The organism is Cloacibacterium caeni, from assembly GCF_907163125.1.
Classification (GTDB): domain Bacteria; phylum Bacteroidota; class Bacteroidia; order Flavobacteriales; family Weeksellaceae; genus Cloacibacterium; species Cloacibacterium caeni_B.
This window is the reverse complement of record NZ_OU015319.1, coordinates 1,011,663-1,033,444: the sequence shown is the minus strand read 5'-3', so window position 1 is coordinate 1,033,444 and position 21,782 is coordinate 1,011,663. Positions and strand designations below refer to the sequence as shown.

General features: G+C 43.0%; 18 protein-coding genes and 1 pseudogene. 16 read left to right on the top strand and 3 right to left on the bottom strand.

The annotated features are described in order from the left end of the window. Positions 1-18 precede the first annotated feature (18 nt). The 6 genes from KKQ79_RS04750 (at position 19) to KKQ79_RS04725 (ending at position 3,730) form a co-directional block, all read left to right on the top strand. A complete protein-coding gene (locus tag KKQ79_RS04750; RefSeq protein WP_066436101.1) occupies positions 19-408 on the top strand; it encodes a hypothetical protein in 390 nt (129 codons plus the stop codon). 250 nt (positions 409-658) lie between these two features. Continuing rightward, positions 659-997: a four-helix bundle copper-binding protein gene (locus tag KKQ79_RS04745; protein ID WP_066436100.1), complete on the top strand. Its 339-nt coding sequence runs from the start codon at positions 659-661 to the stop codon at positions 995-997. Positions 998-1,166: 169 nt separating this feature from the next. Next, positions 1,167-1,676, top strand: a complete 510-nt coding sequence (locus KKQ79_RS04740; RefSeq protein ID WP_066439840.1) for a plastocyanin/azurin family copper-binding protein — start codon at positions 1,167-1,169, stop codon at positions 1,674-1,676. Between the two features lie 107 nt (positions 1,677-1,783). Continuing rightward, on the top strand, positions 1,784-2,029 hold the full coding sequence (locus KKQ79_RS04735; RefSeq protein ID WP_066439837.1) for a heavy-metal-associated domain-containing protein: 246 nt from the start codon (positions 1,784-1,786) through the stop codon (positions 2,027-2,029). Between the two features lie 105 nt (positions 2,030-2,134). Then, positions 2,135-2,551 (top strand): helix-turn-helix domain-containing protein, encoded by a 417-nt coding sequence (locus KKQ79_RS04730; RefSeq protein WP_109568750.1) that lies wholly within the window; start codon positions 2,135-2,137, stop codon positions 2,549-2,551. A gap of 108 nt (positions 2,552-2,659) precedes the next feature. Beyond that, positions 2,660-3,730 (top strand): flavin reductase family protein, encoded by a 1,071-nt coding sequence (locus KKQ79_RS04725; RefSeq protein WP_164467814.1) that lies wholly within the window; start codon positions 2,660-2,662, stop codon positions 3,728-3,730. A gap of 61 nt (positions 3,731-3,791) precedes the next feature. Here the strand turns inward: KKQ79_RS04725 and dapB are convergent, their stop codons facing one another. From dapB to KKQ79_RS04710, 3 genes are read right to left on the bottom strand one after another with little or no spacing between them, the layout of a single operon-like run. Beyond that, positions 3,792-4,592 carry a 4-hydroxy-tetrahydrodipicolinate reductase gene (dapB, locus tag KKQ79_RS04720; protein ID WP_066439833.1) on the bottom strand — a complete coding sequence of 267 codons (801 nt, stop codon included), beginning with the start codon at positions 4,590-4,592 and terminating at the stop codon, positions 3,792-3,794. Between the two features lie 11 nt (positions 4,593-4,603). Beyond that, positions 4,604-4,915, bottom strand: coding sequence for a hypothetical protein (locus KKQ79_RS04715; protein WP_066439832.1), 312 nt, complete (start codon positions 4,913-4,915; stop codon positions 4,604-4,606). Between the two features lie 45 nt (positions 4,916-4,960). Beyond that, positions 4,961-5,227 (bottom strand): hypothetical protein, encoded by a 267-nt coding sequence (locus KKQ79_RS04710; RefSeq protein ID WP_050377136.1) that lies wholly within the window; start codon positions 5,225-5,227, stop codon positions 4,961-4,963. A 207-nt stretch (positions 5,228-5,434) separates the two neighbouring features. Between KKQ79_RS04710 and KKQ79_RS04705 the strand changes: the two genes are divergently transcribed. From KKQ79_RS04705 to KKQ79_RS04660, 10 genes and pseudogenes are all read left to right on the top strand, one after another. Continuing rightward, positions 5,435-6,025, top strand: coding sequence for a helix-turn-helix domain-containing protein (locus KKQ79_RS04705; protein ID WP_066439830.1), 591 nt, complete (start codon positions 5,435-5,437; stop codon positions 6,023-6,025). Between the two features lie 239 nt (positions 6,026-6,264). Continuing rightward, positions 6,265-7,335 (top strand): efflux RND transporter periplasmic adaptor subunit, encoded by a 1,071-nt coding sequence (locus KKQ79_RS04700; protein ID WP_050377138.1) that lies wholly within the window; start codon positions 6,265-6,267, stop codon positions 7,333-7,335. 3 nt (positions 7,336-7,338) lie between these two features. After that, complete coding sequence (locus KKQ79_RS04695) at positions 7,339-10,470, top strand: efflux RND transporter permease subunit (RefSeq protein ID WP_066439828.1); 3,132 nt, start codon at positions 7,339-7,341, stop codon at positions 10,468-10,470. Positions 10,471-10,479: 9 nt separating this feature from the next. Continuing rightward, the gene (locus KKQ79_RS04690) at positions 10,480-11,775 is read left to right on the top strand and encodes a TolC family protein (RefSeq protein WP_066439822.1); all 1,296 of its coding nucleotides are present in this window, start codon (positions 10,480-10,482) and stop codon (positions 11,773-11,775) included. Positions 11,776-11,893: 118 nt separating this feature from the next. Beyond that, positions 11,894-12,421 carry a DUF2652 domain-containing protein gene (locus tag KKQ79_RS04685; RefSeq protein WP_185113527.1) on the top strand — a complete coding sequence of 176 codons (528 nt, stop codon included), beginning with the start codon at positions 11,894-11,896 and terminating at the stop codon, positions 12,419-12,421. 114 nt (positions 12,422-12,535) lie between these two features. After that, positions 12,536-12,961, top strand: coding sequence for a Fur family transcriptional regulator (locus KKQ79_RS13960; protein ID WP_082738301.1), 426 nt, complete (start codon positions 12,536-12,538; stop codon positions 12,959-12,961). 124 nt (positions 12,962-13,085) lie between these two features. Continuing rightward, entirely contained in the window at positions 13,086-13,493 is a 408-nt protein-coding gene (locus KKQ79_RS04675; protein WP_146193372.1) for a hypothetical protein, read from the top strand. 40 nt (positions 13,494-13,533) lie between these two features. Continuing rightward, positions 13,534-17,851: pseudogene (locus KKQ79_RS04670) on the top strand (CusA/CzcA family heavy metal efflux RND transporter). A 19-nt stretch (positions 17,852-17,870) separates the two neighbouring features. Continuing rightward, on the top strand, positions 17,871-19,160 hold the full coding sequence (locus tag KKQ79_RS04665; protein WP_250131190.1) for an efflux RND transporter periplasmic adaptor subunit: 1,290 nt from the start codon (positions 17,871-17,873) through the stop codon (positions 19,158-19,160). Between the two features lie 157 nt (positions 19,161-19,317). Further along, positions 19,318-21,525, top strand: coding sequence for a heavy metal translocating P-type ATPase (locus KKQ79_RS04660; protein ID WP_066434355.1), 2,208 nt, complete (start codon positions 19,318-19,320; stop codon positions 21,523-21,525). The last annotated feature ends 257 nt before the right edge of the window (positions 21,526-21,782 follow it).

Genomic DNA, 21,782 nt, shown 5'->3' with positions numbered 1-21,782 from the left:
TCTAAAAAATAAATAGAAATGAAAGTGAACAAATTATTGATAGGCGTATTTGCCTCCTTAGCGATTTTCTTAGCATCTTGCGGGGGCGATACCAAAACAGCAAAAGACGGACACGCACACACCGAGGGCGACGGGCACGACCACGCTACGGAACAGGTGGTTGAAAAACCCGCCGAAAAAATTACAGCAAAAGACAGGAACGAAAAAGGCGAGCTGATTGATGCCCACGGACATTTGATTACAGGCTGTCCCGGTCATAAAGAAATGATAGGTTCAGAGGGTGATATGTGTCCGAAATGTGAGTATATGACTATGATACCTATCACTTGGGATATTACCGGGGTTGATACCGTAAGGGTAACAACATTGTCTGATTACAATCCTCCTGCCGACAAACTGAAAAAATAATGTAGAACTTAGCTTTATTGCGTTTGCTAAAACGGCGGTTCCTTAATTGGGACTGTCGTTTTTTTTATTCTAATTCTTTACAGAAATAATATTAGGTAGGTTTTATTTATATAGCCTTATATTACGAAATATCAAATCAGTAAATCTTACAATTCAAACAAGGAATTTTACAAAGCATTTCTTTTGCAAGGGACTGATATTTGTTAGAAACAGTATAAAATCTATTTCTTAATTTTTTAAATTTTATATTATGATACAAACAAAATTTCAATCGTGTATCGAGGCTTGCCTGAAGTGCGTAGCTATCTGTAACCAATGTGCCATTGCTTGTTTAAATGAAGATGATGTTGCACACGTAAAGAAATGTATCCAGTTAGACCTGGAATGTGCAGCTATTTGCCAAGCGGCAGCAAACGTATTAAGTCTTGATGGTAAATTTAGCAAAGAGATTTGCAAACTATGTGCTGACATTTGCAACGCTTGTGCTGAAGAGTGTGAGAAACACGCTGCAATGGGTATGGAGCATTGTAAAGAATGTGCAGAAGCGTGCAGAGCTTGTGCAAAGGCTTGTGAGGAAATGGCAGCGTAATACTGGCATTTTTTTTTGTTTAAAATTTAGAGGGTTATTGCAGCCCTCTTTTTTGTGCCCTGTCCAATCAGTAAATATCACAAATCAAACAGGGAAAAGCGTAATGAGGAAGTGACCTTATGTACTGAAATTTGCACTATCAGATAACAAAATAAAATCTCAAATAGAAATGAAAAAGTTAGTGTTAGCATTGTCGGTAATCGCATTTACTGCCTGTAACAACAATCAGCAAAAAGACAAGACCACACAGGAGAGCAATCAGCCTGTAATAGAAGAAACAGTTGCCCCCGCAGAAACAGGGAACGAAAATGTAATTACCATTAGCGGCGGCGATGATATGAAATTCGACAAAACCGAACTGAAAGCCAAAGCAGGCGAAACCGTAAAGCTCATTTTAAAGCACATCGGAAAAGCACCGATTGAGGCAATGGGGCACAATGTTGTTATACTTGCCCAGGGCACAGACTTCAACACTTTTGCCAATGCTGCGATAGATGCTAAGGACAACGGCTACATACCTAAAGGAATGGAAAACGCCGTAATCGCAAAAACGGATATGATTGGCGGTGGGCAAACCACAGAAATTACCTTTACGGCTCCGGCAAAAGGCTCGTATGATTTCCTGTGCTCGTTTCCCGGTCATTACATCTATATGAAAGGTAAATTAATCGTGGAATAACACGGCGATTTCAAAATCAGTAAAAATCACAAATCTTACAGGGAATACCATAATAGTAACACCTCGTTTAATACGGAAATTTGTATCACAATAAAAAATAAGTTCAAATGAAAAATGTAGAATTAAGCATACCAGATATGCAAAGTGCACACTGCCAGTCGAGAGTAAACGGAGCAATCAAAGACATTGACGGCATTAAAGTAGAAAAACTGGAAGCAGGAAAATTATCTGTTTCAGTTGAAAACGACGAAGTGAAAGAAGAGTTGGTTGAGGCGATTGAAAAAGCAGGCTACAAAGTTGGCGGCGACGACAGCGGAAAGGCTTCAAGTTGTTCAACAGGATGCTGCGGATAAGTTTTGGACAGTCCCGGAGCAAGCACACCAGTACTTCTCCGGTATTTTTTACCAAAGCTACCCAGCGTATGAAACAGTTAAATCTCGTTCCATAAATAAAAAGCAATGTTACAGAAACAAAATTCAGGCGACTGTTCGGAGATAATGACGAAAGTTTGCAATGTAGCAGACCGGATTATACAGAACAGGTTGGACACAGGTAAATCTGCACCGTTTGCCGTACAGCTTACAAACGAATTGAAAGCAGATTATCACCAGTTGAACAATCTGTTCCTTGTTAAATATGATATGAGCCTTGAAATTATCTATATCAGGCGCATTATCGAAAAGGTAAAAGAGTTACTGGTGTACACCGAGCAATCGCTGTCACAAATCGCAAAGGCGTTAGGCTATCAAAAGCCGACGGAACTGTCCGAGCAATTAATGACCTATACGGGATTAACGTCTGCCCATTTTAAGCAGATACGAAAAAACAAGCTCGAAATCATCAGAAGACAACAGGAAAAGCAAAACGAACTATAATTATCAGAACAGCAAACTTTTAAATAGAAGTCTTTATGAAACCTCGCTTTGTGTACAGGAGCAGAGGTTTTCTTTTTATCAGCAATGCAAGACATTAAAAACCGAGGGATGAAGAAATACACGTGGCGAACACATAAAATTATAAAGGAAACCGAAGATACCATTACCCTATACTTTGACACGGAGCAGCAGGCGTTTACCTACCTGCCCGGTCAGTACCTCAACATCAGGCTTACCGTAAACGGCGAACTGCTCATACGTTCGTATTCGTTCAGTTCTGTGCCGTCTGACGAATTTCCCGCCATTACTATTAAAAGGGTTACAGGTGGAAAGATGAGCAATTACATCTTAAATAATGCAGACAACATCGAAGCCTGGGAAATAGAAGCCCCATTTGGCAGCTTTGTTTTAGAAAAACCGATAGCCGAGCAATCCCAAATTGTTTTACTGGCAGGCGGTAGCGGTATTTCCCCGTTATACGCAATGCTGAAAAGCGTTGAAAACAGCAATCGGATACCCTTACTGGTGTACAGCAATAAAACACCGGAAGAAACCATATTTTGGAATGAACTGGAAGCGATGCAGGCAGCGCAAGAATTGAATATTTGTTATTCCTTTACTGCACCTGATTTTATTTCCACCAAACTCAACCACGTTGCAGGCAGGTTCAATCTGCTTGTTTTACGTTCGGTCATTAAAAGACTGGTTGGCGATGTTGCTGCAGCCCATTATTACATCTGCGGACCCAACGGGCTGATGGATTTGTACCAGGATGCCTTAACGGGCTTGTACATTCCCGAAGACCATATCCATTTGGAATACTTCGACCCGGTTCCGGGGAATGCGGGCGATTTGGAAACGGACGGTACTGTTAAAGATGTGATTGTAAACTATTACGAGGACTACTACGAGAACGAGGAAAAGCAAACGTATGAATGCACATCGCTCATTGAGGTACAGCCGAAGCAGTCGCTTCTGGATGCGATGAAAGAGCACCATATCAAAGTGGCGAGTTCCTGTAAGAATGGAACCTGCGGGGCTTGTTGGGCAGTAAAAACCGATGGCGAAGTTCGGATGCTCCATAACGGGGCACTGACAGAACAGGATATCGCAGAGGGAATAATTTTGCTTTGCCAAAGCTACCCGATGAATGCCGATGTTTGTGTGACGGTGCAGTAAATACCGGGTATAGAAAAAAGGCAAAATATCAGTTTCAGCTATTATTTTGCACTTTGTTTTTTTAGAAATCCATTACCGCATCAAGACCCCTTTTCAACCCTTTGAACGTGCTTACTTTTTCGATGGCAAGGATTGCGCCCTTTACATAAGGTTCGGCACTGTTTCCCGCATCGTGCCTTAAAATCAGCTTTTCGTCCGGCATTCCAAAGATGGCTTCAATACCCAACACGTGACCCGGAAGCCTTACAGCGTGCACCTGTACGCCCTCAATATCTGCACCCCTTGTTTCTTTGCTGCCAATGGTGTCCTTAACGGGAACCGTAATATTCGATTGCTGTATGCCCGACAAACGATGCGCCAGTTCCGCTACCGAGCCGCTCGGCGCATCCACTTTGTTTTGGCTTGCGTAGTCTATGAGTTCATAATTGGGAATATACTGCGCAGCAATAGAAGCGAACTTGAATAGCAGGACGGCTGTAATGGCAAAGTTGCCTGCGGCAAGTACTGAAGTGTTATTATCGTTGGCTGCCTTTTCTATTTCGGTATAATCTTCATTAGTAAGTCCCGAAGTACCCACCACAACTTTTTTTCCTTTATTTAAGGCTGACAGGATATTCTTTTTGGCAATATCTGGTTTGGTAAATTCGACAAGTACATCAAAATCCACTTGCTCCAGTGCCTCTTCTATGGTTCCGAACAATGGGATTTCATCATTTCCGAAATCCAGGATTTCGGCTAAATTCTCTTGTTTATTGAAGCGTGACAAGCCGCCTGCCAGTTGCATTCCTTTTTCGTTATAAACACCTTTTGCGATTGCCGAGCCTGCCCACCCGGTGGCTCCGGCTATAAACACTTTTATCATACTTTAAAATCTTAATCGTTTTTTAGTGCCAGTTTGCGGAGCATTGCCGTACTCATACTATCGGTATAAGCACCATAAGCCGTAACCAAAATTCCTTTTAAACCGTCTTTCGAGGCAATGCCATACACCGTAGCCTCATCGCTTGGGTTGCTTTCGCCCTCATAGCGATAGACCTGCTCAATCTCAAAATCATCAATGGTATATTTGTTATCGCCGCAGATTAAACAGTTCTCTTCGAGATTGAAATCCACGTTATACCCCTCGTTGCGTAGGTTCTGTATTGCTACCAAAACCGTAGCGTATTTGTACGTTACATTTGTCATAGTAATAGTATTTTAAATTGCTGCTTACCGCTCCCGACTGTCCTGTCAGAAATCTTCTTTCAGCAGGTCTTTGAGCTTCCGGTGCTGTATGCACAGTTCGGCATACATTGTTTTCAGCCTGCTGTTTTCTTCGTTTAAATTTACCAATTCTACAAGAATATCCATCCCTAAATCCTTGTATTTGTGTTTCAGTTCAAAAATGTTCGTGCCGTAAACGCCGTATTTCTCGAAAAGTTCCAGTCCGCTTTTACCTGCGTTGTAATCTTTCAGCACCTTTAAAACCTGATGTTCGTTGCTCTTTTTGTTCTTCATTTTTATACGGATGTTGTCTATTACAAAATTCCGTAAGATGGTCGGAAGTAGCTATGTACTTTTCCTTATTTAGTTTATGATATTTAATGTTACTGCACCGATTTTCATAAAATTTCACAAAACAAAGCCGGAATATCATAATAGTTTGTCGGGGGCAAATGCAGAATTTTGACCATTGAATAAAGGAACTTATACATTTTAGAAGATATGACACTATTAATAAAAGGAATGGTGTGCAATAGATGTACCTATGTTCTTGAACAGGAATTGACAGCTTTGGGTTTTGAGGTTTTGGATATAAAACTGGGGCAAGCCATCATAAAGGATACGACAGACTTTTCGCAGAAGTTGGGAGTAATCAAAACGATGCTGAAAGGCATCGGCTTGGAACTGATGTATGACAAAAACCAAAAGACAATAAACAGGATAAAAGAGTTGGTGGAGAAAGGTATCACGTTGCAACTGCAAAGCGGCACACCTACCAAATTCACAACCTTAATCAGTGGCAAGCTGCACAAGAACTACGATACATTGAGTGCCTTATTCTCTTCAGTGGAGGGAATTACACTCGAAAAGTACATCATTCGTCGGAAGATTGAAAAGGTAAAAGACCTTTTGGTACATACCGAAATGTCGCTGACCGAGATTGCCCACGTACTGGGGTACAGCAGTCAGGCATACCTTTCCAACCAGTTGAAAAAACACACGGGCTTTACATCAAGCTATTTCAAGCAGGTAAAGCAGGAACACGGGGAAGCCGTTACTATGCAGATGGACGAAGCGCAACCCCCGCATTAAGGGTTTTCCAATCCATCCCCCAAGCATTTTGCTATTTTTTTAATGCAGGCATCGGAGCTACTGAAACATCAGTAGCTCTGTTTGTTTCAGGCAGATACCACCAAATCAAAAAAGTAAATTTCACAACTTTTACCCGTCATTTCGTATAGCTGCACCTTAGCTGTAACCCGACCTTTGCCCCTGTATTTAAAATTTTCAAAGTTTAACTAAACAAAGAAGCGTAACAAAATAAATGTAAGATGAGAACAAGTAAAATTGGTTTGTTATCCCTCTTCCTTATCGGAGCCGGATTGATACAGAGTTGCAAACAAAAAGAAGAAAAACAGTTAAAAGATGAGCCTCCGGTAGTAACCGTAGCCACTATCAACAGTTCGGAAACCGAGCAATCCGTTTCCTATTCGGGTTCCATTGTTCCCGACAATATGACTACCATAAGTTTTGCCGTTCCCGGCACGATTAACAGTGTGGGTGTAAATGAGGGGCAGCGAGTGAGCAAAGGACAGTTTCTTGCAAGCATTGATGCCACCGAGTACGAAGCGGCATTGCAGATTGCCAATGCCAGTTTAGAGCAGAGCCAGGATGCGTTCAGAAGATTTGATGAACTGTACAAAAAAGGAAGTTTCCCTGAAAAGGATTACATCGACATCAAGACCAAAGTAGCGCAGGCAGAAGCCAACAAAAAAATCAACCGCAAGCGCATTGCCGACAGCCGTTTGCATTCGCCTACCAATGGTATAATTACCGTGAAAACTGCCGAGGTTGGCGGTATGGCAGCACCGGGCGTTCCTGCCTTTACCATTGTAAAAACAGATATGGTATATGCGCAGTTTGCCGTACCCGAAAGCGAAATCGGCAGCTTTAAACAAGGGATGCAGGTAGATGTGAATATTCCTACATTGCAACGCAATTTCACGGGTAAAATCACCATCATTAATCCCGTAGCCGATGAAATTTCAAAAGCATTTACCCTTAAAGTACGCTTGGACAATCCGGGCGGCGTGCTGATGCCGGGAATGATTACCGAAGTGCTTGCAGGCGTCCCGGTAAAGGTTAAGCAGGTACGTGTACCACTTACCGCCATCATCAACAATGTAGATAAAATCCCGCACGTGTACGTGGTAGATAAGAACAACACCGCTAAGCTGACGAGGGTTACAGTGGGCAAAATCGTAGGCGATGCGGTTATTATAACCGATGGTCTTAACGAAAGCCAGACCATTATCCTTGCCGGGCAAAATAACGTGAAAGACGGGCAGAAAGTAAAAGCGCAAACTACATCGGTAACAGCATCAGCCCCAAAATCTGAATAATTTATGAAAAGAAAGATAAACCTCATTGAAGCGGCAATGAAATTTCCGCAAGTACCGATAGCGATTACCGTTATTATGGTGTTTGCCGGGTTAATTTCATTAATGACGATGCCGAGAAGTGAAGACCCCCGTGTAACAGTTAGACAGGGGCTTGTTGTGGCTTTCTACCCCGGAGCCGACGAAGAGCAGATAGAGAAAGAAGTAACCGACAAGCTGGAACAATACCTGTTCGGTTTCGAGGAAATCAAAAAAGAAAAAACCCATTCGGAAAGTAAGCCCGGACAGGTGGTTGTAACGGTAGAATTGCAGGACTATGTAAAGGACACCAAAAAATTCTGGAATACTTTACAGCACGGTTTGGATGCCAATATGCCTTTAGCATTGCCACGGGGCGTACAGGGACCGTATGTGAACAGCGATTTCGGCGATGTGGTTGTTCAGATGATTGCCGTATCAGCCCCCGGTCGTTCTTACGCCCAGTTGGAAAACTATTTGGATGAACTGGAAGACGGCATTAAGACGATACCGTCCGTTTCCAAAATCAAGCGTTACGGCGGACAGAAGCAGCAGGTATTTATTACCCTGCGAGAAGATGTATTGAAGCAATACGGTTTCGGTATCAACGAAATCACAAACACATTAAGCCAACAGAATGTAACTATTCCGAGTGGCGATATTGAAATTGACAAAAACCGTTTCCTTATTTTCACGGATGCGCAGTATCAGAATGAAAATGAAATCGGGAACCTGATTGTATATAGTTCCCCGCAGGGCGGCAATATCCGTTTGCGGGATATAGCCAACATCGAGAGAAGATATGAAGACCTGAAAAGCAAAATTACCGTTTCAGGAAACGATGTAATGATGCTGACCGTAGAAATGCAGCCCGGACAGAACATTGTCGATTTGGGTAATGCGCTGACACAGAAAGTTGCTGAAGTAAAAGAAATCCTGCCATCAGATGTGCAGGTCAGCACCATTGTTGACCAACCCGAAGTGGTTGATATGAATTTGGGGCATTTCTTTATCGAGTTCGGTATCGCCATTGCAGCCGTTATCTTGGTCGTAATGCTCCTGCTGCCGTTCAGGGTTGCCACCATTTCAGCCATTGCAGCACCCGTTACCATTGCCGTAACATTTGCTATCCTCAATTTGTTGGGTATCGAAATGCACCAGGTTAGTTTGGCGGCAATGATTATCGTACTGGGGATGGTGGTCGATGATGCCATTATCGTAGTGGATAATTACATCGAGAAAGTGGACGAAAAAATACCGTCGTGGACTGCCGCCTGGCAGAGTGCCACGCAGTTGATGGTTCCCATTTTCACGGCTACGCTTACCATTGTCCTATCGTTTCTGCCGTTGGCATTTACGCTTACCGGGCTTACGAGAGAGTTTGTGCAATGGATACCGATTACCGTAAGCATAGCTTTGGCGGTTTCGTTCCTTGTAGCCTTGTTCCTTACGCCGTATATGTGTTACCACTTCCTGAAAAAAGGATTGAAAAAGCACGATGATAAACCCAAAAAACGCAATTTCTTAGACCGGATGCAGGACGGTTTCGACCGGGCAATCGAGTTCTGTATGAAATGGCAGAAAACTACGTTGGTAGCAGGTTTGGTTATCTTCTTACTGTCTTTCGTGGTAGGTAGTCAGGTTAAAACCGAATTTTTCCCTATCGTGGAAAGAAACCAGTTCAACCTTGAATTGTGGATGGATAACGGTACGAATATCCACGAAACCGAAGCAGCCGTTAAGAAGATAGAAAAGGAAATTGCAGGCGATAAGCGCATTGTAAACACAGCAAGTTTTATCGGTACAAGCTCGCCACGTTTCTACTCTACCTATGCACCGGAGCACCCACGGGAAAACTTTGCGCAGGTATTCATCAATACCACAAGCAAAGATGCAACGGCAGAAATGATAGACGAGTATGTACAGAAATTCAACAACTACCTGCCGAACGGTTATGTGCGGGTTAGGCAGCTAAGCAAGAAGCAGCAGCACGCACCGATTGAAATCCGTGTGATTGGCAAGGATATGACCGAGCAGAAAAAAGTAGCCAAGCAGGTTGCAGCATTACTGGAAAACACTAAAGGTTCTAACTGGGTGCGCACCGATTATCAGAATGATTATGTAGGGCTGAAAGCCGTGGTTAAAGAAGATGTAGCCTTGCGTTTGGGCGTTACCAAAGCGCAGATAGCACAGGCATTGGGTGCAAAGATAAAAGGATACCCGGTATCGCAGATGTGGGAGGGCAATAAAGCCATCGACATTGTATTGCGTACAGACGAAAGCGACAGGGAAAATCTGGATGCTTTGGGCAATATGTACATCAATTCAACATTCGGTGCTAAGGTTCCTCTAAAGCAGGTGGTAGATTTACAACCGTCGTGGCATACTGGGGCTATTGTACACCGTAACGGGTTAAGAACCTTAACCGTTTCTTCCGAAGCGCAGTTGGGCAGAAAACCCGCAGAAGTATTTGCAGAAGTACAGCCTAAAATTGACAGCCTGAAACTGCCTAAAGGCATTAAGATTGCCTACGGCGGCGAGTATGAGGATGGACTGGAAAGCGGTCCCAAAATGGGAAAGGCTTTTATGATAAGTTTCGTTCTCATCTTCCTTGTGCTGTTATTCCAGTTCAAGCGTGTGGGTAAAGTATTCATTGTACTGGCTTCGTTCCCGTTGAGTTTACTGGGCGCAATGTTGGGCTTGTTCCTTACAGGGTACGAGTTCGGGTTTATGGCAATCATCGGTATTACCGCCTTACTGGGTATCGTAGTCCGTAACGGGATTATCCTCGTGGACTATGCAGATGAACTGGTAAGGGAGCACGGTCATACGATTAGAGAAGCAGCCCTGTTTGCAGCTAAACGAAGAATGCGACCAATCTTCCTTACCTCAATGGCGGCAGCAATCGGTTTGATACCGTTAATGGCGAGTGGCTCGCCGGAATGGGGACCGATTTCAAGTACCATTTCAATCGGTATTCTGGTATCAATGATTACCACATTATTTATCGTTCCGGTACTGTATTACAGGTTCGTAAAACCACCTAAAAACAAACAATCGGATGAACAGCACGAGCGCAATACCGATACCGATGTTCACCACCAAAAATATTTATCATAAAAAGGGATTATGTTACAGAAAAGATATAAAACAGTCATAAAGGTTTTTATATGCGGTTTCGTTCTTTTGCAGGGAACAAACAACCTCTTTGCACAACAGCAGCTAACCCTTGCGGAAAGCAAAGAACTGGCATTAAAAAACAATAACAGAATAGGCAAAGCTAAAGAAGACGTAATTGCCACCCAATCCGACAAGCTGATTGCGGATGTGGCAGGCAGACCAAAACTGGATGCTTCGGCAACCGCCTTTTACTTTGGCGAGCCATTGAACACAATGCTGCCCGAATACGGGTTTGCACCGATGGTCAGCGTTACACAGCCGATTTACACAGGCGGTAAGATTAAGTACGGCAAGCAGATGGCAGAAACCAATATACAGATGAGCAATGCGCAACAACGATTGGTGGAAGACGAAGTATTACTGGCTACCGAAACCGCTTACTGGCTTTTAGTGCAGGCTAAGGAAGAAATCAAACTGGAACAGCAGGTTAAAAAGCAACTGGCTTCGCATTATACATTCCTGAACAACCAGTTTGGGGCAGGATTGATTTACAAAAACGATGTATTGCGGGCAAAGGTGCTCCAGAATGAAAACGAAGCCCGTTTGCAGGCTGCGGAGAATAAGCTCATCCTGGCAAAAAGAAGATTGAGCCAGTTAATCGGGATGGAAGCCCCAACAGGTATAGACGTAGCCGATACATTGAGTACGGGCGACTTTTCTAAGCAGGGTGTTTTGGATGCTGTCGATGCGAACCGACCGGAAATTGAGTTGGCAACCAATGGCATTAAAATGAGCCAGCTTACCAAAAGTATGCTCAAAGCCGACCTGAAACCATCGGTAGGCTTATCGCTCAATGGAATGGCTGCCTTTGGAAAAGAGGGTATTAACTTTGGCGACCCGACCAAAAACCATATGCTAACCTACTTTGGTATGCTAAGCGTGAAAATCCCGGTTTTTGACTGGGGTAGCAGAAAAGAAAAAGTAAAACAGCAGGAAGCTAATATACGTTCGGCTGAATACGGTTTGAAAGAACTGAAAAGCCAAATCACGGTGGAGATTGAGCACGCAATGCTTAATCTGCAATTGCAGGCGAATAACATTGATTTGATGCAGGCGTCATTAATTGAAGCCGACGAAAATTTGAAGTTGAGCAATGACCGCTTTAAAGCCGGAACCATTACCGGAGAAGATGTGCTGATAGCTGAAACGCTTTGGCAAAGAGCATACAGCAATATGTTGGATGCAAAAATACGGTACAAAATAGCCGAAGCTGTGTACCACAAAGCTACTGGGCAGATAAAATAGTTTTTGTTGGAGTGAGATACACTCAATTTGCGGGGGACGGTAACAAGCCCCTGCATTTTTAATGGTTAATACGATGATATAAATGCAACACGATACTGCCAATAAAAACGGTATGATAATGATACCCGACATTTCAGGCTTTACGGATTTCGTTATCAAATCAAATATGTTTGTTGGAAAATACATAACAGAAAGCCTGCTCAAATCAGTAATGGATAGCAATATCCTTTGCCTTGAAATTTCCGAGGTTGAGGGCGATGCGATACTTTTTTACAAGTACCACAACCTGCCCACCTTTGAAGAAACATTGATGCAGATAGAACAGATGTACAACGATTTTCAAAAGGAATGCAAACGCCTCGCATTACAACTGGCAATAGAAATTCCTTTATCATTAAAGATAATTGTACACTACGGGGAATTTACCAAATACAAAATCGGGAAATTCGAGAAGCTCTACGGAGCACCAGTGGTAGAAGCCCACAAGATGCTGAAAAATCACATTGCGGAATACCCGCCATATGCGTTATTTTCTAATGCGTTTTTGGAAATCAATTTTGACCAACCCGAAAAAGCAACCGTTGCGTATGACAACTGCGAAGACTGTAAATACCTGCCCGAAATAGGTTATATCCATTACCTATAAAACCTAACAGTAAAAATCACAAATTTATCAAAGGAAATTATAATACTTGTGCATAGCAGCTTCTATAATTTTACATTAGATTTTAAATACGGTTCTAAAACCGACAATGACAAAATGAAAGATTTAGAAGAAAAACTATTGCGCAGGAACATAAAACCAACTTCGGTTAGGCTGTTAATCTTTAGAAGAATGTCTGACTTTAAAAAGGCTTTCAGCCTGACTGATTTGGAAACCGAACTGGAAACGGTCAATAAATCGACCATATTCAGGACGTTGACCCTCTTTCACGATAACCTACTCATTCATACTATTGATGATGGCTCCGGCGCAATGAAGTATTCTATTTGCAGCGATAACTGTATGTGCACCGTTGGCGACTTGCACGTGCACTTTAACTGTAACCGATGCAAGAATACCTTCTGCCTCGAAAGTATTGCCATTCCGCCTATCCAGTTGCCCGACAAATTTTTGTTGGAGAGTATCAATTTTGTAATGAAAGGAATGTGCAACGAATGTTCGAGGTTCGTTAAAACAAAATAATATTTTATGATACTCATCTTTAAATTTACAAACAGCCATATTTCCCGATATGGCTGTTTGTATTTGCAACCAGGTTCCCAAAACCGACTGATAATTTTGCCTTGTAAATTAAAATAATATGACAATGGCAATAAAAAATCATTATTCAGCAGATATAGATACAGCCTACAAAAGCAACCGCCTGTTTGATGTAATTTCCTTTGAATGTGCAGTACCCGAAAAAGAAATCGTGATTGCTTATACGGCAGCAATGCAATCCCATTCCACGCACCGTATAGCAAGCAGTTTGCTCAAATTTCTTCCGGGTATCACGCTATCCGATTACAAGGTCGAAAAATTTGAAGAGATACCTGGTTATGGTATCAAAGGATTTGTAAACGGGCACGAAGTCATCATTGGCAATTTAGCCCTGATGAAATCTTATGACTTCTTCTACGATGAAAGCCTCGACGAACTGCGGGAGCCTGTAATTCTCATTATGATTGACGACCGATATTCCGGCTGCTTTTTAATGATGGAATATCCGCAGTAGACACCAAATACAAAACATTTCAGGCTTAATACAAATTCAAATGTTAGATAGTATAATTAAATTCAGCATCAAGAACAAAATCGTCATTGCTATAATGACATTGGTTCTTATCATTTGGGGCGTATGGAGTGCAACCAAATTGTCAATAGATGCCGTACCGGATATTACCAATAATCAGGTACAGATTATTACTGCCTGTCCTACACTGGCGGGGCAGGAAGTGGAACAGTTGGTTACGTTCCCCATTGAGCAGAGCATCGCCAACATTCCCGATTTAGTAGAAACAAGAAGTATATCCCGGTTCGGGCTTTCCGTCGTTACGGTAGTGTTCAAAGAAAATGTAGACATCTACTTTGCAAGGCAGTTGGTCAATGAAAAACTGAAAGAAGCCGAAGAAAAAATTCCGAAAGGTATCGGCACGCCTGAACTGGCTCCGGTAAGTACAGGGCTTGGAGAAGTCTATCAATACATCATCCACCCCAAAAAAGGCAGCGAGCATAAGTACAACGCCAAAGACCTGCGTACAATGCAAGATTGGATTGTTGCCCGCCAGTTGTACGGCACGCCAGGCATTGCCGAAGTAAACAGCTTTGGCGGAGAATTGAAACAATACGAGGTTGCGGTAAACCCCGACCGATTGAGAGCGATGACCGTAAGTATTCCCGACATATTCAACGCACTGGAACAAAACAATCAGAATACGGGCGGTGCATATATCGACAAGAAGCCTAACGCTTATTTTATCCGTGGTGTGGGCTTGGCTACTTCGTTGGAAAGATATTAGAAATATACCCGTAAAAATCACGGGGCATACACCCATTTTTATTAAAGACGTAGCCGATGTGCGTTACGGTAGTGCCGTGCGTTACGGCGCACTAACCTATAACGGAGAAGTAGATGCCGTGGGCGGTGTGGTAATGATGCTCAAAGGCGAGAACAGTAACGAGGTGGTAAAACGGATAAAAGAGAAATTACCCACCATTCAGAAATCATTACCGGAAGATGTAACCATCGAGCCGTATTTAGACCGTACCGAATTAGTAGGCAGGGCAATGGACACAGTGGAAAAGAACTTGATTGAGGGAGCTTTGATTGTGATTTTTGTGCTTGTGCTGTTTCTGGGCAACCTAAGAGCCGGGCTAATCGTAGCATCAGCCATTCCGTTAGCGATGCTGTTTGCATTGGGGATGATGAACGTGTTTGGCGTTAGTGCCAACCTTATGAGCCTGGGAGCGATTGACTTCGGTTTGATTGTGGACGGTGCCGTTATTGTCGTGGAAGCAACCCTACACCATTTGGGCTTGCGGAAATCCACCAATAAACTGACCCAAAGCGAAATGGACGAGGAAGTATTTTTGTCCGCTTCCAAAATCAGGACAAGTGCCGCATTTGGCGAAATCATTATCCTTATCGTATATATCCCAATCCTGACGTTGGTAGGCGTTGAGGGTAAAATGTTCACACCGATGGCGCAAACCGTAGGCTTTGCCATTTTCGGCGCATTGATATTGTCCTTGACCTATATCCCAATGATGTGTGCGTTGTTCCTGCCGAAAAAAGGGCACGACAAGCCGAATTTCAGCGACAAGTTTATGGATAAGCTGCAAGGCTTCTACCAACCTTTGTTGCAGAAAGCTATCAGGGTTAAATATTGGTTAGTGGGCGTTACCACTGCGGTATTTGTAGTTGCCGTTATTCTGTTCAGCAGAATGGGCGGCGAGTTCATCCCGCAGTTGCAGGAGGGAGATTTTGCCTTTCACTGTATTTTACCTCAGGGAAGTTCGCTCAATCAGAGTATAGAAACGTCGATGCAGGCATCCCGCATTCTTAAAGAATTTGACGAGGTTAAAATGGTAGTCGGCAAGACCGGAGCTGCCGAAGTGCCTACCGACCCGATGCCGCCTGAAGCTACGGATATGATGATTATCCTCAAACCGCAGGACGAATGGAAAAGCAAGAAAAGCTACAACGAGTTAGGGGATGAAATGATGGAAAGGCTGTCCGTTATTCCGGGCGTTTTCTTTGAGAAGAACCAACCGATACAGATGCGTTTCAACGAATTGATGACAGGTATTCGTCAGGACGTTGCCGTTAAGATATTCGGGGAGAATATGGACACGTTAAGCGTGTATGCCAATAAGGTTAGCGAAGTAGTACAGCAGGTAAAAGGAGCCACACCGCCACAGGTGGAAAAGGTAAACGGCTTGCCGCAGATTAACATCGACTACGACCGTACCCGGATGGCAAATTACGGGCTGACGATACAACAGGTAAACGATATTGTGAGTACCGCATTTGCAGGTAAAGCAGCCGGGGTTATTTATGAGAACGAAAGGCAGTTTGAGCTTGTGGTAAGGTTGGATAGCGTACACCGCAGCAGCATCGAAGATGTAAGGAACCTGATGATACCAACTAATACAGGCTTTCAGATACCCATATCGCAGGTTGCTGATGTCAATTACAAATTGGATGCCGCACAAATCAGCCGTGAAGCGGGAAAACGCCGCATTGTGATTGGCTTTAACGTAGCCGGACGTGATGTGCAAAGCGTTGTTACCGATATTCAGCAGCAGCTTTCCGAAAAAGTAAAATTGCCCACAGGGTATTACTTTACTTACGGCGGTCAGTTTGAGAACCTGAAAGAAGCCAGTAACCGCCTGATGATTGCCGTACCAGTATCGCTGTTATTGATATTCGCATTGCTTTATTTCACATTCCGTTCATTCAAGCAGGCAGGTTTGATATTTACTGCCATCCCGATGAGTGCCATCGGCGGTGTGTTTGCTTTGATGCTGCGGGGAATGCCTTTCAGTATTAGCGCAGGTATCGGCTTTATTGCCCTGTTCGGTGTTGCCGTATTGAACGGTATTGTATTGATAGGCACATTCAACCAACTGAAAAAAGACGGTTTGGATGATGTGATAAAACGGACAATCGAGGGAACAAAAATCCGGTTACGTCCGGTATTGATGACGGCAACGGTAGCATCACTGGGCTTCCTGCCGATGGCAATCAGCACCAGTGCCGGGGCAGAAGTACAAAAGCCATTGGCTACAGTAGTGATTGGCGGATTAATAACGGCTACATTTCTTACCCTGTTTGTATTGCCATTGCTCTACATCATATTCAATTCAAAATTTAATTTCAAAAACAGTAAAGGTGTGAAAACAACCGTAATCGCTCTTTTACTGGGTATCGGAGGTATGACCACTGCCAATGCCCAGGAAAGGGTAAGCATAGATACTGCTATTAATACCGCATTGCAAAGCAATGGGCAGGTCAACGTCAATAAGTCGGAGATTGATGCGGCTAAATACAATGTAAAGACCGCTAACGATATACCAATGACACAGGTATTTGTAGAAAATGAAGATTTAAGACCATCGGACAAAACGGGTATATGGAAAATCGGGCTTACGCAAAGTATTGCGTGGCCCGGCTTATATGCTGCCCGCAAGGACTATTTAAAAGCACAGCTAAAATATTCCGAATTGAATACAGAGGTTATGAATGCCAATATCCGAAAAGACGTTAGAACCGCTTATTACCAGTTGTGGTTTTTGCAGGATAAAAATCTGTTACTGAAAAGCCTTGACAGCATTTACACCAACCTCTTCAATACAACACAGGTTCGGGTTAGAACGGGCGACGTCGCAAAGCTCGACCAGATTGCGGCAGATGCCCAACTCAAACAGTTAAAAGCCTACGTGGAGCAGAACAATAAGGAAATTGTAATACAGCAACAGCAATTAATGGTATTGCTCAATCGTAACGAATGGATACTCCCAATAGATGAGCCGTTACAGAAATTGGAAACGAACTTGTATGATGAAAACAATGTACACCCGGTATTGCAGTTGCAGCAGCAAAATGTAAGCGTTGCGGCGGCAAATATCAAGATACAAAAGAAAAGCAATTTGCCCGAATTTTCAGCAAGGGTATTCAGCCAGAGATTGTACGGCGTTTCAGACCCGTTTACGGGCTTTTCGGTTTCGGTAGGCTTCCCGTTGTTTGGTGCAGGTGCGTATAAAAACAAAGTGAATGTAGCCAACAAGGAAAAGGAAGTACAGGAAAACCTATTGTCTTACCAAACGCAGGTAATGGCAACGGACAAGAAATCTGCCATCGCAGAAATGGAAAAGAATATGGCTTTGTTGAGCTTCTTTGAAACATCGGGACTGCAACAGGCAAAGGATATTACCGAAGCGGCGTCACAAAGCTACCGCTCGGGAGATATCAGCTTTGCAGAACTAAGCCAGTTCTTAACGCAGGCAATCAATATCCGCCAAAATTATCTGGACGTTCTGAACAGTTACAATCACTCAGCAATTCAATACAATTACCTTAATAACAAATAAGATGAACAATATATCGAAAATGTTTTTAGCAGCACTCTTTACAGTTTCCCTGACCGCCTGTGGAGATAGTCAAAAAAAGGAAAGCGAAGACGGTCATAACCACGAGCACAAAACGGAAGCAAAAGCCGATACAGGGCACGGACACGAGCACGGAGCCGAAGAGGGCGCTGCCACCGTTGCGGCACTTACGCCCCAACAGATTGAAGCTGTAGGTATCAAATACGGTGTGGTGGAAATGAAAGAACTAACCGCCACTATTAAAGCGAACGGTATTTTGAGTTTGCCCAACAGTAGCAAGGCAAATGCTACCTCTTTATACGGTGGCGTGATAAAATCTATTAATGTACAGATTGGCGACTATGTACGCAAAGGACAGGTTATTGCCACCATTGCCAACCCGCAGTTTATCCAGTTGCAGGAAGAATACCTGACCATCAACAGTAAAATAACTTTTGCCGAACAGGAAATGCAAAGACAAAAAGAACTGAACACCGGCAATGCCGGGGCATTGAAAAACCTGCAAAATGCCACCGCCGAACTCAATGCGTTAAGAACCCGCAAAGCCTCTTTGCATCAACAAATACAGCTAATGGGCATCAATCCAAATTCAGTCAGCAACAGTTCACTTAAATCCTCACTGATAGTTACAAGCCCCATTAGCGGAGCCATTAGCAATGTGTACGGCAAAATCGGCAGCTATGTAGATGTTTCTTCGCCTGTGGCTGAAATTGTAGATAACAGTTCCCTGCATTTGCATTTGAATGTATTTGAAAAAGATTTGCCCTTGCTGAAAACCGGGCAGACCATACATTTTACCCTGACCAATAATCCGGTAAACGAGCACGATGCCGTGATATACGGTATTGGTTCGGCGTTTGAAAACGACAGCAAAACCATTCCCATACACGCCCGTGTAAAAGGCAATGTAAAGGGACTGATTGACGGGATGAACATTACGGCGATTGTGAGCCTCAACAATGTGCTTTCCCCGTCAGTTCCAAATGATGCGGTGGTAGATGCGGACGGTAAGAAATACATCTTTGTCATTACCAACAAAAAGCCGCAGGCAGCCGGAGAAGAAGACGGACACGGGCACGACCACGGCGATGAAAAGACAGCGCATAAAGAGGAAGCGGCAGGCACGGTAAATTTTGAAAAAATTGAAGTGGTTACAGGTGTTACAGAAATGGGTTATACGAGCATTACTCCAGTAACGGAAATTCCCAAAGATGCAAGGATAGTTACCAAAGGTGCGTTTTTCATCAATGCGAAATTATCAGGTGGTGGCGGTCACGCTCACGCACACTAAAATAACAAATACCCTCTGATTGTTCCTAATAAGCAATCAGCCAGTAAATCAAATATAAGGGTTTTGCTAAAATGGTAGCTGTTTCGCTTTTGCAACCAGGTTCCCAAAATGGCAGAGTAATTTTGTTTTACAAATAGAAATAAAAAAAATTTTAGATATGTCAAAAATATGTTGTAGTACAGACGATAGTCTGAACCTGGTAAATAAAAAAGAGCATAAACATAAATATGATACACAGGGAAATCAACTATGCTGTTTGAAAACAGAAAAGATTTATAAAAATGCAGGTGCATCAGATTTGCTGAAAGATGCTAATCATTCCGATGACGGACACGGACACACTGGCGGCAAAAGTTGCAGTAAAGCCGATACTAAACATTGTGATGATGACCACAACCATATAGAAAAAAGCGGACGCAATCACGACCACCACGGACACAATCACGATCACCACGGGCACAGCCACGGTGATGACCACGACCACAGTCACGACATAGAGGGCAAAACGCCATTTCAGTTATTTATGCCTGCGGGTATATCTTTAGCTTTATTACTTGTTGCTATCGGTTTTGATAATTACTTTACTCAAAACTGGTTCACTGGTTGGGTTAGAATTGCCTGGTACGTTATCGCTTATTTACCTGTCGGATTGCCAGTAATCAAAGAAGCTATTGAAAGTATCCGATACAAAGACTTTTTTTCAGAATTTTTCTTGATGGCGATTGCGACAATCGGTGCATTTGCACTTGGCGAATATCCTGAAGCAGTAGCTGTAATGCTGTTCTACTCCGTAGGTGAAGTATTTCAGACTATTGCGGTATCAAGAGCAAAAGGTAATATTAAAGCCCTATTAGACCAACGCCCTGATGAGGTAACGGTTATCAGAGCAGGTAAGCCTATTGTTGTAAAAGCTGAAGATGCTTACATAGGCGATGTTATTCAGTTAAAGCCGGGCGAAAAATTGGGATTGGACGGCGAGTTGATTTCAGAAACCGCCTCTTTCAATACAGCAGCCCTTACAGGAGAAAGCAAACCTGATACAAAAAGTAAAGGCGAAGCTGTATTGGCAGGTATGATTAACCTCAACACTGTAAGCCAAATAAAGGTAACAACCGATTATTCGGATAGTAAGTTAAGCAGAATTTTGGAACTGGTTCAGGATGCCACATCGCAAAAAGCACCAACCGAGTTGTTTATCCGTAAATTTTCCAAAATTTATACGCCGATAGTCGTATATCTGTCTATTGCTATTACCTTACTTCCCGCACTTTTCGTAGATAATTATGTATTCAGTGAATGGTTGTATAGAGCATTGGTATTCCTGGTTATCTCTTGTCCTTGCGCTTTGGTAATCTCCATCCCTCTGGGTTATTTTGGTGGTATTGGGGCAGCAAGTCGAAACGGTATCCTGCTTAAAGGGTCTAATTTCCTTGATATTCTTGCCAAAGTAGAAAATGTAGTGATGGATAAAACGGGAACCCTCACCGAAGGTGTTTTCAAAGTCCAGGAAGTCTTTATCAAACCAGAATTCAATAAAGACGAAATACTCAACCTCGTCAACGTATTGGAAAGTCAAAGTACACACCCTGTTGCAACCGCAATCCACAATTATTGGGGAGAGGTAGATGCCGACGTAAATTTAGCAAATGTTGAAGAAATAGCAGGACACGGATTAAAAGCCACCGTTAACGGTAAAGAGCTTTTAGTAGGTAATTTCAAATTGCTCGATAAATTTAACATCAGCCACGATGCAGATACCGCAAACATAGTTTACACAGTAATAGCGATTGCTTATGATAGAAAGTTCGTAGGATATTTAACCATTTCGGACAGCATTAAAGTAGATGCAAAAGCAGCAATTGAAAATCTGCGTAAAATGGGTGTAAAAACCACAATGTTGAGTGGTGATAAAAATACCGTTGTTCAGTTTGTTTCGGGACAGTTGGGCATTGACAGTGCGTATGGGGATTTATTACCTGAAGACAAAGTAAATAAAGTAAAGGAAATCAAATCCCGTAATGGCAGCGTGGCGTTTGTAGGTGATGGTGTAAATGATGCTCCAGTAATTGCGTTGAGTGATGCAGGTATCGCAATGGGCGGTTTAGGAAGTGATGCTGCTATTGAAACAGCCGATGTTGTGATACAGGACGATATGCCATCCAAAATACCAATGGCTATTAATATCGGAAAACAGACTAAAAAAATCGTCTTTCAAAATATAGCATTGGCATTCGGAGTAAAAGCAATCGTGCTTATACTTGGTGCAGGAGGATTAGCAACAATGTGGGAAGCTGTATTTGCCGATGTAGGTGTAGCCTTATTAGCAATTCTTAATGCGGTGCGGATACAAAGAATGAAGTTTTAATTGTTAAGTTGGACTGCCGCAAGATTATTTTTGCGGCAGTTTTTTTATCGTAAGCAATTTTGGAAATGGGTAAACAACAATCACAGGCTTCACTAAGCGAAATACATAATTCAGTCGATACGACCACTCCTGGTAAATCCCGTTGGCGGAGAGTACTGGCTTTTTTCGGGCCAGCTTATCTTGTCAGTGTTGGGTATATGGACCCAGGCAACTGGGCAACTGGTTTGGCGGGTGGCAGCCAGTTCTGATATTCATTA

Coding starts and splice junctions, on each gene's coding strand:
- KKQ79_RS04660 (WP_066434355.1), top strand. CDS start 19,318: ATGTCAAAAATATGTTGTAGTACAGACGATAGTCTGAACCTGGTAAAT.
- KKQ79_RS13960 (WP_082738301.1), top strand. CDS start 12,536: ATGAAAGATTTAGAAGAAAAACTATTGCGCAGGAACATAAAACCAACT.
- KKQ79_RS04705 (WP_066439830.1), top strand. CDS start 5,435: ATGACACTATTAATAAAAGGAATGGTGTGCAATAGATGTACCTATGTT.
- KKQ79_RS04695 (WP_066439828.1), top strand. CDS start 7,339: ATGAAAAGAAAGATAAACCTCATTGAAGCGGCAATGAAATTTCCGCAA.
- KKQ79_RS04665 (WP_250131190.1), top strand. CDS start 17,871: ATGTTTTTAGCAGCACTCTTTACAGTTTCCCTGACCGCCTGTGGAGAT.
- KKQ79_RS04710 (WP_050377136.1), bottom strand. CDS start 5,227: ATGAAGAACAAAAAGAGCAACGAACATCAGGTTTTAAAGGTGCTGAAA.
- KKQ79_RS04700 (WP_050377138.1), top strand. CDS start 6,265: ATGAGAACAAGTAAAATTGGTTTGTTATCCCTCTTCCTTATCGGAGCC.
- KKQ79_RS04675 (WP_146193372.1), top strand. CDS start 13,086: ATGGCAATAAAAAATCATTATTCAGCAGATATAGATACAGCCTACAAA.
- KKQ79_RS04750 (WP_066436101.1), top strand. CDS start 19: ATGAAAGTGAACAAATTATTGATAGGCGTATTTGCCTCCTTAGCGATT.
- dapB (WP_066439833.1), bottom strand. CDS start 4,592: ATGATAAAAGTGTTTATAGCCGGAGCCACCGGGTGGGCAGGCTCGGCA.
- KKQ79_RS04685 (WP_185113527.1), top strand. CDS start 11,894: ATGATACCCGACATTTCAGGCTTTACGGATTTCGTTATCAAATCAAAT.
- KKQ79_RS04725 (WP_164467814.1), top strand. CDS start 2,660: ATGAAGAAATACACGTGGCGAACACATAAAATTATAAAGGAAACCGAA.
- KKQ79_RS04690 (WP_066439822.1), top strand. CDS start 10,480: ATGTTACAGAAAAGATATAAAACAGTCATAAAGGTTTTTATATGCGGT.
- KKQ79_RS04740 (WP_066439840.1), top strand. CDS start 1,167: ATGAAAAAGTTAGTGTTAGCATTGTCGGTAATCGCATTTACTGCCTGT.
- KKQ79_RS04745 (WP_066436100.1), top strand. CDS start 659: ATGATACAAACAAAATTTCAATCGTGTATCGAGGCTTGCCTGAAGTGC.
- KKQ79_RS04730 (WP_109568750.1), top strand. CDS start 2,135: ATGTTACAGAAACAAAATTCAGGCGACTGTTCGGAGATAATGACGAAA.
- KKQ79_RS04735 (WP_066439837.1), top strand. CDS start 1,784: ATGAAAAATGTAGAATTAAGCATACCAGATATGCAAAGTGCACACTGC.
- KKQ79_RS04715 (WP_066439832.1), bottom strand. CDS start 4,915: ATGACAAATGTAACGTACAAATACGCTACGGTTTTGGTAGCAATACAG.